A 12,622-nucleotide genomic window follows, 5' to 3' on the forward strand; every position below is an offset into this window, starting at 1 on the left:
CCCCGCCGCCGGGGGGGGCGGGCGGGCGGCTGGGGGCCGCGGGCCCCCGCGCCCCGCCGCGGACCCCGGGCCAACCTATGCGGTGGGCGCGGCGTCGTCGGTGTACCGCGAGCTGACCTGCACCGTCCAGCTCATGAGCGTGCCGGTCGCCGCGGCTGCCCCGCCGGAGCCGAGGAACCACGACTCCTGCGCGAGCGCCCGGCCGGTCCCCGGGTCGACGATCAGCCGCTGCTGGCCCCAGCCGCCGTCGCCGCGCCGCGTGTACGCGACCGCCATGCCGGACCTGCCCTGCCGGTCCTGCACCACGCCGAGGAAGTCGACGCCGGGGAGGTCGGCGAGCATCCGGTATGCGGCTGAGCGCACCGCCGCGGTCACCGGGAGCTCGGCGACGAGGTCACGGCCGGCGTAGAACAGCGCGACGGCATCGCTCTCGGTGCCGCCGCCCTGCCGCAGCCGCGCGGTCACCCAGGCCTTCAACGCGGCCGGCTCGGTCGGCAGCCCAGCGAGGTCGGCCGTGGTGACCGGCTGACCGGCGATCATGAGCAGCGGCCCGCCGCGCAACGGGCGGACGATTCGCGGACCGGGTGCGGTGGTCCGGACGATCGGCTTCGTGCCGGCCGGGCCGGTCTCGGTCCACCGGTCCGGTGAGCCGTCGGCCTTCCACGCGGCCTCGTCCGCCGCGGTGACGGGGACCGCGCCGAGGTCCTGCTGCACGTCGACGGTCGGGTCGCCGGCCCCGGTCGCCTGCCACCGCTCGATCTGGAAGCGGGCCGCGATCCCGTAGCGGCCGCCGGCCGGGCCGACCTCCTTGCGCTCGCCGTGCTCCTGGACCCGCACCCAGTATCGGCCGCTGGTCGCCGCTCCGCCGGCGTCGGTCTTCTCCGCGGCGACGAGCAGCAGCTCGCGCGCCGAATCCGGTTGGGCGGCGACGGCGGTGGTGCCGGGGCCGGTCGGTCCCGTCACCGGGTCGGTGCCGCCGCCACTGGTCAGTACCAGCGCGGCGACGGCCGCCGCGGCCACCGCCGGCAGCGCACCGGCCAGGGCCAGGCGCCGGGGCACGGACCGCCGGCGACCCGCGGCCGGCCGCGGGTGTGCGGTGAACGCCGCCGGGTCCGGCCGGTCGTCCGGCTCGAGGCGCCGCGGGCGGGCGTCGGTCAGCAGCTGCATCACGTCAGGTCGGGTGCTCATCGGCTGTACTCCTCGGCGAAGGTGATCCCGGTGCGGCGGCTGGCGGGTGCAATGGCGTCCTGCAGGCGTTTCCTGGCCCGGTGCAGGCGGACGAAGAACGTGGCCGTCGAGCAGCCGACGACCCGTGCGGCGTCCCGGGCGGACAGCCCGTGCCAGGCGGTCAGGGTCAGCACCTCCCGGTCGTCCTCGCTGAGGCGGCCCAGCGCGACGAGGACCGCCGCTCGGTCGGTCACGTGCTCGGCCACGTCGTCGTCGGCCTCGCGGATCCAGGCCCGCAGCTCGGCGGCGATGGCGGTCTGGCGGACCTCGTCGCGGTACCGCTCCCGCGCCACGTTGCGGGCGACGCCGAGCAGCCACGGCAGCGGTGCCGCCGGCACGTCGCGCACCCGGCGCCAGGCGACGAGGAAGGTGTCGGCCACCACGTCGTCGGCGTGGTCCCGGCCGGCCCGGGTCACCGCGTAGGCGTACACCTGCCGGTAATGCGCGTCGTAGATCGTGGTGAAGCGTTCGGCATCCGTCACATGCTGCTCCTCGGGTGGAAGGTACGCCGTCACGAGTAGTGCGGGCAGCAGCCGGATTCTTACCGACGATCCTGGTCTTCCAGGACAGGTTCGTATATTGATAGACGGTGGCCGCGATGCGACTGGGTGTCGACTTCGGCACCTCCAGCACCGTGGCCGTGCTCCAGCGTCCCGACGGCGCCGCGGTGCCGCTGCTCTTCGACGGCTCGCCGCTGCTCGCCTCCGCCGTGTTCGCCGCCCCGGACGCGCTGCTCACCGGGCTCGACGCGGTCCGCGCCGCGAGCGGCGACCCGGGCGCCTACGAGCCGCACCCGAAGCGCCACATCGACGACGGCACGCTCTGGCTGGGCCGGCGCGAGATCCCGGTGGCCGACGTCGTCGCCGCCGTCTTCGCCCGCGTCGACGCGGAGGCGCGGCGGGTGGCCGGTGCCGCCCCGGACGAGGTGGTGCTGACCCACCCCGCGACCTGGGCGCGGACCAGGCTGGCGGTGCTCGCCGCAGCCGCCCGGCAGGCAGGCTGGGCCGAGGTGGCCTTCGTGCCCGAGCCGGTGGCCGCGGCCGCCTATTTCGCCGGTGTACTGGGCAGCGCCGTCACGGGCAACCGGTTCCTCGTGGTGTACGACCTGGGCGCCGGCACGTTCGACGTGAGCGTGGTGCGCGGCGGGCCGGTCGTGACGGCGACGGCCGGGCTGCCCGACGTGGGCGGGCTCGACCTCGACGCGGCGGTGATCGCGCACGCCCGCGCACACGGCGGCGCGCCGGAAGCGCTGTGGGGGCGGCTCGCCTGGCCCACGGAGCCCGCCGAGCAGCGGGCCCGCCAGCAGCTGTGGCAGGAGGCGCGGGCGGCGAAGGAGCAGCTGTCCCGGCACGCCACGGCCGACCTGCACGTGCCGCTCGCCGACGTCACCGTGCACCTGACCCGCGAGGAGCTGGAGGGTCTCGCGCGGCCGCTGCTGGAGCCGACCGTCGAGCTCACCGTGCGTACCCTGCGCGACGCCGGGGTCGCGCCCGAGTCGGTGGCGGGTGTGCTGCTCGTCGGCGGTGGCAGCCGCCTTCCCCTGGCCGCCACGCTGCTGCATCGCTCGCTGCGCATCGCGCCGACCGTGCTCGACCAGCCGGAGCTGGTGGTGGCCACGGGAAGCCTGCACGCCGTGGAGGCGGCCGGCGTGGACGAGGTGCCTCCCGAAGCGGCGATCCTGCCCGAACCTGAAGCCGAACCTGAACCTGAAGCCGAACCCGAACCCGAACCCGACGCCGAACCCGAACCCGACGCCGACGCCGAACCCGTCGCCGCGCCCGGCCCTTCACCCGATCCTTCACCTGAGTTGACACCGGCGGCGGCCGTCGGCGTTCCGGGTTCGTCGCGGCGGGCGGGCTGGGCCTTGGCGTTGCTGGTGCCGGGCGGCTGGCTGGCGTTGCTGTGGATCGTGGCGAGCACCGAGCACGCCGGCGAGTACTTCGCCTACGGCGTCAAGGCCGCGGTCGCCCCGATCGCGCTCGCCACCGTGCTGCCGCTGCTGTTGCTGCTCGTCGCCGCCGGCCTGCCCGGCAGCGGCCGGAGCCCGGCGGCGACGCTGACCGGGTTGGGCCTGCCGCTGCTGTTCGCGGTGGGCACCTGCCTGATCCTGGACTCCCATACGTACCTGTCGTCCTGGTCGAGGTTCGACGTCGACAGGAACGGCTGGGCGGCCGTCGCCCATCTGCTGGCCGCGCTGGCATTGGTGGCGTACGGCATCCGGCTGCTGCTGCGCGGCTTCGCCCGCCCACGGCTCGACGCCGGTGCGCGCCCGGCACGAGCCCGGCGCGTGGCCGGCATGCTGTTCCTGGTCGCCGCGTTCGCCGGCACCACCCTCTCCAAGCTCTGGTACGTGGAAGCGCACCCGGCCGACCCGATGCTGGAGCGCGACGGCTTCGGCGTCTCGCTGTTCCTGATCTCGATGAGCGTCGGCGTCCTGCACGGCATCGCCGTCAACGCGTGCTTCGCGGTCGGCCTGGCCTCGACCCTCGCCCTGCTGTCGGTGCCGGCGACCGTCGGGCGGATCGTGCTGCAGGCGCGGTCCCCGCAGGCGGCCCGGCCGCTGCGCGCCGCCGCCGGCGCGGGCCTCGCCCTGGCCGGCGTCCTCGCCGTCCTGTTCTGGCGCCGGATCCTCACCGCTTCCGAGAACGACATGCCGCCGCCGACCGGACCGCTCCGGTGGGGCGTGGCCACCTTCGACCTGCTCGGCGACGCCCTGGCGGCGCTGTCCGTCCGGCAGGGGCTGGCGCTGATCATCCTGCTCGGCGGCATCAGCCTGGCCCTGGAGCGCTGGAACACCTGGCGCCGGGAAGCCCCGGCGGAAGCACGCTGATGCGCCGCACCCGGGAGGTGGACTTCCAGCGGGTCCACGAGCTGGTGCGTGGCAACGACTTCCGCGCGCTGCGGGCCCTGATCGGCAGCGGCTGGAACGTCAACCAGCAGGAGCCCTGGACCGGCTCGACGGCGCTGCTGCTCGCCTGCGAGCTCGGCCGGCTGAAACTGGTGACGCTGCTGCTGCGCCACGGCGCCGATCCCGACCTCTGCCACGTCGACGGGTGGAACTGCTACGACTCGACCCGCAGCCGGCCGATCCGGCGCCTGCTGGTCGCGCACGGCTTCAGCTGGCAACCGGCGCAGTGGTCGGAGGGCGCCGGCCGCGCCACGCTGCGCTGGATGTCCGCCCGCACCCCGGTCGACCTCGTCCGCGAGCTGACGTTCACCGGCACGGACATCCACCTGGAGCACCAACTGCGCGCGTTCCCACCGGTACACGGCGCCGTCGAGGCCGGTATCAGCGTCGGTGGCGTCCTGCGGTACACCTGCCACCTCAGCGAACCGGGCCACGACCGACGACCGGTGTTCCACGCACCCGGAAACGCCGAAACCACACTGACGCTGACGTTCCGCGCGTTCCGGGGCGACGTGCGGGTCCGCGCCTACTGCCCGCAGACCGTCGCCGCCCAGCCGGCCCCGCACCTCGTGCTGCCCGCCTGGGACGACTGACCGGGACGACTGACTGGGACGGCTGACCCGGTCGGAGCAGGCGCGCGGCGGCTACGCGGCCAGGTCGAAGGACTCGCTCCACCGGCTGTCGTCGGCCTCGACCGTCACCCGCACAATGCCGGCGGACAGGTCGGTGCCGGCCTCGAAGTACCACTGTCCGAGCCATTCGGTGCCCGTGCCCCCGCACGAGCGGGCCGTCAGGCGCAGCGGGACACCACCCTGCTCGGCCTGCAGCCGCACGAACTCGAACGTCAGCTCGGCCGGCGACTTCGGCGGCCACGTCCCGGCGTCCGCCGCTCCGGAGGCGTGCCACTCGGCCATCGCCGCCGCATGCGCGCCGGCGGGGTGCCGGGTTTCGTCATCGGGCACGCCGACCAGGCGAACCGCGAGGCACCCGGACCACGCTTCCACCGTCAGCAGATGGATGGACACGGCATCCACGGAAGCGACCAGCTCACCAGACGCGATCACCCTCGGTACACCCGCCATGCACACGACCATAGTCGGTTCGGCAAAGTTATTCCTTGACAAGAATATTCTCCGTGGAGAATAGTTTGCTGCATGGACGCACTCCTCACCGCGCTGGCCGATCCGGCCCGTTGGCGGCTCGTGGGCCTGCTGGCCGAGCGGCCGCGGTCGGTCGGCGTGCTCGCCCAGCTCACGGGGGCGCGCCAGCCGCAGACGACCAAGCACCTGCAGGCGCTGGAGCGGGCCGAGGTGGTCACTTCGGAGCGGGTCGGGCAGCGCCGCATCTACGCGCTGCGGCCGGCCGCCCTGCGGGACCTGGCGACCGCGCTCCTCCGGCTCGCCGACGCCGCCGACCGGTTCGGCGGGCCGAACGCGACCTTCGAGCGGCACGGGCTCAGCCTGCAGGCCGAGCGGCTCGCCGCCGACGCGCCCGGGTGGGCCGACGGGCGGTCGTTCACATTCCACCGGGCCCTGGCCGGCGACGCCGACCTCGTGTGGCGGCACCTGACCGACCCCGCCCTGCTCGCCCACTGGTGGACGCCCGACGACCTGCGCGTCTCCGAGCTCGCCTTCGAGGCGCGACCGGGCGGGCGGGTCGTCCTCGAATACCGCGACGTCGAGGATGCCGACGGCTCCGACCTGGTGGTCGGGCGGGCGGAGGGCGTCGTCGAGGAGGTGCGGCCCGGCGAGCGCCTCAGCTACCGGAACTCGCCGCTGCTGCCCGGCGGCGCCCCCGCCTTCACCACCCACGTCGACATGCACCTGCGGCGCACCGGCACCGGCACGGACCTCGACGTTCAGTACCGCATCACCGGCAGCACCGTCGACTCCGCCGACTTCGTCGCGGGCATCGAGCTCGGCTTCGGCCAGAGCCTCGACAAGCTCGCGGCAACCCTCATCACCAGCACGAACGACACCAGGAGCGAGAAATGACCGAGCAGACCGGCGGCCGCAGGGTCGTCACCAACATGAGCCTCTCCCTCGACGGGCGGTACGCCGCTGCGGAGAACCCCGTGGACATGCGCTGGGTGATGCCGTATGCGATCACCGACGTCGCCCGCGACCACCTGACCAGCCTCTGGAAGCCGGCGACCACGGCCCTGCTGGGCCGGGTCAACGCCGAGGGGTTCCTCGGGTTCTGGCCGACGGTCATCGGCATGGAGGGCGTCGACCCGCGCGACGAGGCGTTCGCGCAGTGGCTCGTCGACACCGAGAAGGTGGTCCTGTCCTCGACGCTCGGCGCGGCGCCGTGGGAGCGCACGACGATCGCCGACAAGCCGACGGCCGAGGTGGTCGCGGACCTCAAGGCGACCGACGGCGGCGACATCCTCGTGCTGTCCAGCGCGAGCGTCATCAAGGCGCTCCTCGCCGCCGACCAGGTCGACCGGCTGGCGCTGACCATCTTCCCGGTCTTCCTCGGCGGCGGGCCGCGCCTCTTCGACGACGGCCTGCCCGCCGGGCAGTGGACCCTCACCAGCCAGGCCGCAGGCGAGCACGGCACCCTCGCGCTCATCTACGACCGGGTCCGCTGAACCGGCCGGCCCGCCGTGATCTCGCTGGTCCCACGGGGCGTCAGGGCAAGGTCGCCCGCGCCCAGTCGGCCAGCAGCGTGACCAGGCCCTCGAGTCGCAGCAGGGCCGATGCTCCGGTGGTGTCGCGGCCGTACTGCGGGTGCCCGAACGTGCCGTCGCGGATCACGCGGCCGAGGGTCATCGGTGCGAACCAGCTGTACTTCGCCGCGCCGCAGGCGGCGATCGCCTGGCGCACGGTGTCCGGGGCGCCGGTCCAGCCGCCGTCACGCAGGCCCGCAATGTAATCCTCGGTGACGGCGGCGGCGATGTCGGGCAGGAGCGCGGCGTCCATCAGCCCGTCGGCGACGCTGTCCACGATCAGGTTGGCGATGTCCTCGCCGATGCCGCCCTCGCCGGTGAACGACCAGTCCACCAGCACGGTGCTCGCGCCGTCCTCGATCAGGTTGGTGGGCCACACGTCCAGGTGGCAGACGGTGCGCGGGCTCGCCTCCGCGGCGGCGAGGACGGCGTGCCGCTGCACCCACAGCCGCCGGAGCTGGTCGCGTACGGCCGCCGGCCACACCGCGGCGGCGGGGTGCTCCCAGGGCTCGTCGCCGCCGGTCCGGACGCCGCGGCCGGGCCCCTCGGCCAGGTACTGGGACAGCCACCGGCGTGAGAGCCACGGCAGTTCTGGCACCCGGCCGACCCATCGGGCCTGCGCCGCGCCCAGCTGCCGGGCGAAGTGCGCCAGGCGCGCCACCGACCAGGACATGCCGGGGGCGCCCCGGGCGTCGGCCATCCACAGCTCGATCGCGCCGTCGGGGCGGTGCGCGACGTCCAGCACGGCGGGTGCGGCGATGCCGGCGTCGGCGTAGACGCTCGCGGCGAAGCCGGTCGTGTACGCCAGCGCCTCGCGTTGCCAGTAGTTCCAGTGGGTCGGTTCGTCGCTGGTCTGCCATGCGGGCGAGCCGACCGGCACGGTGGCGGGTGGCCTGGCGACCTTGAGAACCGCGCTGCCGGTCGGGCCGTGCACCCGCCAGATCCCGCCGGTGGCGGCGTTACCCTGGTTGTGGGTCAGGACCTCCGCGGCCTCGATGCGACCGCCGAGCTGGGCGGGCAGGGTCTGGTGGGGCAGCTCCACGCCGCCGGGTCCGCCTGGATGCAACACGCCCCCGCTCGCACACTGTCCGAACCGTGTCGCAGACTACCGGGTGAGGCATTCGACACAGTTTGATCACCCTTCGTTGCGGGTACCAGTAGTCCCGCAACGAAGGGAAGGTATTACATGCTTTCGCATGACGAACGTGAGTACCGCGATTTCGAGCACGACGAGGACCTGTTGATCGTCGAAGAAGAGCACGTCAGCGGCCCGTACCGCGACGGCCGCCCGATCCTCTAGGCGGCGACCCGGTCCTTCTCCAGGACCGCAGGTCCGGTGGCCCGGCCGAGAGCGCTGGGCCACCACATGCGTTCACCGACGTCGAGGTTCAACGCGGTGACGAGCACCGAGCGCACGATGATGGTGTCGAGCAGCACACCGAACGCCACCGCGAAGCCGATCTCGGCGAAGGCGGTGAGGGGCAGCGTGGCGAGGACCGCGAACGTGCCCGCAAGGACCAGGCCGGCCGAGGTGATGACACCCCCGGTGGCCGACAGTCCGACCAGGGCGGCGCGGCGGGTGCCGTGCTTGACCGCCTCCTCCCGCACCCGGGTCATCAGGAAGATGTTGTAGTCGATCCCGAGCGCGACCAGGAACACGAAGACGAACAGCGGCAACGACGAGTCGGCGCCGCCGAAGCCGAACACGTGCCGGAAGACCAGCGCGCTGACACCGAGGGCCGCGCCGAAGGACAGCACCACGGTCGCGATGAGGATGACCGGTGCCAGCACCGAGCGCAGCAGCAGGATCAGGATCAGCAGCACCACAGCGAGGACGATCGGGATGATCAGGTTGCGGTCGTGCGTCGCGGCGCGCTGGACGTCGAGGTTGATGGCCGTGGTGCCGCCGACCTTCGCGGCGGCGCCGGGCACGGCGTGCACCGCGGCGCGGACCCGGTCCACGGTGTCGTAGGCCGCCTGGCTGTCGGCCTGATCGACGAGCTCGCCAGACATGGACGCGTAGTCGCCCTTGACGGCCGGTTCGCTGATCGACGCCGGGTCAATGCCGGGCACGGCGGCGAACGCGGCCCTGGTCGCGGCGGCGCCGGCGGCGGTGCTGATGACGACGACGGGGCTGCCGGCGGAGCCGGCGCCGTGCCGGGCGAGGACCTCCTCGCCGACGATGGAGTCCTGGGTGTTGCGGAAGGACTCCTTGTTGGTGAGGCCGGTCGCGTCGAGCTGGACGACGCCGATCGTGGCAACGGCGAGGATCAGCGCGGTGGCGACCCACACGGTGCGGGGACGGCGAGAGATGCGGTCGCCGACGCGGGCCCACAGGCCGGTCGCGGTGGGTTCGGCGGAGCCGACCTTGGGCCGCAGCGGCCAGAAGATCCACCGGCCGCAGATGGTGAGCAGCACCGGCAGCAGGGTGAGCATGACGGCGAGGCCGACCGCGATGCCGATGGCGGCGACCGGGCCGAGGCCCTTGGTGGAGTTGGTCTCGGCGAAGAACAGGCAGAGCATGCCGAGCACGACCGTGGCGGCGCTGGCGATGATCGCGGGCCCGGAGCGGTGCAGCGCCTCGGCCATCGCCTCGTGCCGGTCCTCGTGGCGGCGCAGTTCTTCCCGGTACCGCGCGATGAGCAGCAGCGCATAGTCGGTGCCGGCGCCGAAGACGAGCACGGTGAGGATGCCGGCACTCTGGGCGTTGACGACCAGGTCGGCGTGCTTGGCGAGCAGGTAGATGACGGCCTGAGCGGTCACCAGCGCGACACCGGAGGAGATGACCGGCAGGAGCCACAGCAGGGGGCTACGGTACGTGATGAGCAGGATCACGACCACGACGGCGACGGTGCCGAGCAGGAGGCTGCTGTCGATGCCCTCGAACGCGGCGCTGGAGTCGGCTGCGGTGCCGGCCGGGCCGGTGACGTGCACGGTGAGCCCGTTCGCACCCTGCGTAGCGGTGTCGCGCAGGTGGTCGACCAGGGTGCCGGCCTTGGACCAGCCGTCGGCGCCGAGGTTGACCGGCACGATGATCTGGGCGGCCTGGCCGTCCTTCGTCGGGATCGGGCCGGTGACGGTGCCGTCGAGCTCGGCGAGCCCACCGAAGGCGGCGGCGTCGGCCTTCATCTTGGTGTTGTCGTCGCCGGTGAGGCCGGAGGCCCGCTCGTACACGATGATCGCCGGGATCGTGTCCGGTGAGGCGAAGCTCGACTGCACGTCGATGACCTGCACGGACTCGGCACCGCCGGGCAGCCACGACTTGTTGTCGTTGCGCTCGACGTCGGTCAGCTTGCCGGCGAGAGGGCCGGCGAAGGCCGCGACGGCCAGCCAGAAGATCACGAAGACGAACTTGATCCGGCGGCCCGAGACGGCGCCGGCGACAGACTTCCCCATGCGTCGATGCTTGCATAGGTAGGCGGGCTACGCATTGTGACCCAGGACACGCTCCGTAGTGCCCCGAGGCAGGGGGTTCTCCAGAGAGCGCTCTCCCGCGTATCGTTCTCGGCGGACCAGTGTGAAAGGAACTCCGTGCCAGCGCCTTTGCCGTATCTCGACCCCTCTCTCGCCGTCGCCGAGCGCGTCGCCGACCTGCTCGCCCGCATGACGCTGCCCGAGAAGGTGGGGCAGATGCTGCAGCTCAACGCGCGCGACGGCGTACGCCACCTCGTCGAGGACATGCACGCCGGCTCGATCCTGCACGCCTCGCCCGAGCGGGTCGTGGAGGCGACCGCCCTCGTGGAGCGCACCCGCCTGCGCATCCCCTTGCTGGTCGCCGAGGACTGCATCCACGGCCACTCCTTCTGGAGCGGCGCGACGATCTTCCCGACCCAGCTCGGCATGGCCGCGTCCTGGGACCCGGCGCTCGTGGAGCAGGTCGCCCGCGTCACCGCCGTGGAGGTCGCCGCCACCGGCATCCACTGGACCTTCTCCCCCGTCCTGTGCATCGCTCGCGACCTGCGGTGGGGCCGGGTCAGCGAGACGTTCGGCGAGGACCCGTTCCTCATCGGCGAGCTCGCCTCCGCCATGGTCCGCGGCTACCAGGGCAACGGCCTGGACGACCCGACCGCGATCCTGGCCACCGCGAAGCACTTCGCCGGTTACTCCGAGACGCAGGGCGGTCGCGACGCCAGCGAGGCCGACATCTCCCGGCGCAAGCTGCGCTCCTGGTTCCTGCCGCCGTTCGAGCGGGTCGCCCGGGAGGGCTGCCGCACCTTCATGCTCGGCTACCAGTCGATGGACGGCGTCCCGATCACCGTCAACAGCTGGCTGCTCGACGAGGTGCTGCGCGGCGAGTGGGGCTACACCGGCACCCTGGTCACCGACTGGGACAACGTCGGCCGGATGGTCTGGGAGCAGCGGGTCCACGTCGACTACGCCTCCGCGTCCGCCGCCGCCGTCAAGGCCGGCAACGACATGGTGATGACCACCCCGGGCTTCTTCGAGGGCGCCCAGGACGCGGTCGCCAAGGGCCTGCTCGACGAGGCCGACATCGACCAGGCGGTCCGCCGGGTCCTGACGCTGAAGTTCGAGCTCGGCCTGTTCGAGCAGCCCCGCCACCCCGACCCGGCCCGGCAGGCCGCGGTGATCGGCTGCGGCCCGCACGCCGCGGTCAACCTGGAGATCGCCCGCCGCAGCCTGGTCCTGCTGCGCAACGACGGCACCCTGCCGATGGCCGGCGCCGCGAAGACGATCGCCCTCGTCGGCCCCAACGCCGACGACCAGCACGCCCAGCTCGGCGACTGGGCCGGCGCGTCCGGGCAGACCGAATGGCTGCCCGACGGGCACCCGCGGGAGCTGACCGAGACCGTGCTGGACGGGCTGCGTTTGGTTGCCCCCGCCGACTGGACTGTCACGACGGCGCGCGGCGCCGACATCCTCACCGTCGGCCCCGACCCCGAGGGCGAGTTCTTCCCCGACGGCCAGCCCCGCCCGCACGTCGTGCACCCCAGCGCCGCCGACCCGGCGCTGATCGCCGAGGCGGTCGCCCTGGCCGAGGAAGCCGACTACGTCGTCGCGGTCGTCGGCGACCACATCGAGCTCGTCGGCGAGGGCAAGTCGACCGCCACCCTGGAGCTCATCGGCGGGCAGGTCGCCCTGCTCGACGCGCTCGCCGCGACCGGCACGCCGCTGATCGTGGTCCTGATCAGCTCCAAGCCCCTCGTCCTGCCGCCGTCCGCGCTCAACGCCGCCGCCATCATCTACGCGGCCAACCCCGGCATGCGCGGCGGCCGCGCCATCGCCGAGCTGCTGCTGGGCGCCATCGAGCCGACCGGCCGGCTGCCGATCTCCTTCGCGCAGCACTCCGGCCAGCAGCCCACGTATTACAACCAGGTCCGCGGCCAGCACGGCAGCCGCTACGCCGACCTGACCCAGCGCCCTACGTTCGCGTTCGGGCAGGGCCTGAGCTACACCACCGTCGAATACGACGACCTGCGCATCGAGCAGGCCGAGGTGACCGCCGCCGACACCCTGCGGGCCACCGTCACCCTGCACAACAGCGGCACCCGCCCCGCCCTGGAGACCGTGCAGGTCTACGTCAGCGACACCGTCACGTCCGCGACCTGGGCCGACAAGGAGCTCAAGACCTACACGCAGGTGCCCCTGTCCCCCGGCGAACGGCGCACCGTCACCCTCGACCTGCCCGTCGCCGCCTGCACGTTCGTCAACGCGGCCGGTGTACGGGTGGTCGAGCCCGGCGCTTTCGAGCTGCTGGTCGGCTCATCCTCGCGCGACGAGGACCTGCTCCGCGCCGCCTTCAACGTCAGCCACCCGATCCACCCGTCCCTGTAGGTCTATTCACAGCGGCTTGCCTG

10 protein-coding genes are annotated in these 12,622 nt (G+C 73.1%); 5 read left to right on the forward strand and 5 right to left on the reverse strand.

Annotated elements, in window-relative coordinates:
- Positions 1 to 75: 75 nt before the first annotated feature.
- Together AB0K00_RS32000 and AB0K00_RS32005 are read right to left on the reverse strand one after the other, a co-directional pair.
- Positions 76 to 1,188: a CU044_5270 family protein gene (locus AB0K00_RS32000; protein WP_363527883.1), complete on the reverse strand. Its 1,113-nt coding sequence runs from the start codon at positions 1,186 to 1,188 to the stop codon at positions 76 to 78.
- Entirely contained in the window at positions 1,185 to 1,709 is a 525-nt protein-coding gene (locus AB0K00_RS32005; RefSeq protein WP_363527886.1) for a sigma-70 family RNA polymerase sigma factor, read from the reverse strand. The genes AB0K00_RS32000 and AB0K00_RS32005 overlap by 4 nt, the downstream gene beginning before the upstream one ends.
- A gap of 116 nt (positions 1,710 to 1,825) precedes the next feature.
- Here AB0K00_RS32005 and AB0K00_RS32010 point away from each other — a divergent pair, with 116 nt between their 5' ends.
- The gene (locus AB0K00_RS32010; RefSeq protein ID WP_363527889.1) at positions 1,826 to 4,057 is read left to right on the forward strand and encodes an Hsp70 family protein; all 2,232 of its coding nucleotides are present in this window, start codon (positions 1,826 to 1,828) and stop codon (positions 4,055 to 4,057) included.
- Positions 4,057 to 4,728, forward strand: coding sequence for an ankyrin repeat domain-containing protein (locus AB0K00_RS32015; RefSeq protein ID WP_363527891.1), 672 nt, complete (start codon positions 4,057 to 4,059; stop codon positions 4,726 to 4,728). Before AB0K00_RS32010 ends, AB0K00_RS32015 begins: the two co-directional genes overlap by 1 nt.
- A gap of 51 nt (positions 4,729 to 4,779) precedes the next feature.
- Here AB0K00_RS32015 and AB0K00_RS32020 read toward each other — a convergent pair whose 3' ends face one another.
- On the reverse strand, positions 4,780 to 5,097 hold the full coding sequence (locus tag AB0K00_RS32020; RefSeq protein ID WP_363527894.1) for a hypothetical protein: 318 nt from the start codon (positions 5,095 to 5,097) through the stop codon (positions 4,780 to 4,782).
- A gap of 192 nt (positions 5,098 to 5,289) precedes the next feature.
- On the opposite strand from AB0K00_RS32020, the gene AB0K00_RS32025 reads away from it, so the two are divergent.
- Both AB0K00_RS32025 and AB0K00_RS32030 read left to right on the forward strand, forming a co-directional pair.
- On the forward strand, positions 5,290 to 6,129 hold the full coding sequence (locus AB0K00_RS32025; RefSeq protein WP_363527896.1) for a metalloregulator ArsR/SmtB family transcription factor: 840 nt from the start codon (positions 5,290 to 5,292) through the stop codon (positions 6,127 to 6,129).
- Complete coding sequence (locus tag AB0K00_RS32030) at positions 6,126 to 6,728, forward strand: dihydrofolate reductase family protein (protein WP_363527899.1); 603 nt, start codon at positions 6,126 to 6,128, stop codon at positions 6,726 to 6,728. The genes AB0K00_RS32025 and AB0K00_RS32030 overlap by 4 nt, the downstream gene beginning before the upstream one ends.
- 40 nt (positions 6,729 to 6,768) lie before the next feature.
- Here the strand turns inward: AB0K00_RS32030 and AB0K00_RS32035 are convergent, their stop codons facing one another.
- Entirely contained in the window at positions 6,769 to 7,848 is a 1,080-nt protein-coding gene (locus tag AB0K00_RS32035) for a hypothetical protein (RefSeq protein ID WP_363527901.1), read from the reverse strand.
- A 254-nt stretch (positions 7,849 to 8,102) separates the two neighbouring features.
- Entirely contained in the window at positions 8,103 to 10,202 is a 2,100-nt protein-coding gene (locus AB0K00_RS32040) for an MMPL family transporter (protein ID WP_363527904.1), read from the reverse strand.
- Between the two features lie 135 nt (positions 10,203 to 10,337).
- On the opposite strand from AB0K00_RS32040, the gene AB0K00_RS32045 reads away from it, so the two are divergent.
- Positions 10,338 to 12,599: a glycoside hydrolase family 3 N-terminal domain-containing protein gene (locus tag AB0K00_RS32045; protein ID WP_363527907.1), complete on the forward strand. Its 2,262-nt coding sequence runs from the start codon at positions 10,338 to 10,340 to the stop codon at positions 12,597 to 12,599.
- Positions 12,600 to 12,622: the final 23 nt, after the last annotated feature.

The sequence above is a fragment of the Dactylosporangium sp. NPDC049525 genome, from assembly GCF_040676755.1.
In the GTDB taxonomy this organism is placed as follows: domain Bacteria; phylum Actinomycetota; class Actinomycetes; order Mycobacteriales; family Micromonosporaceae; genus Dactylosporangium.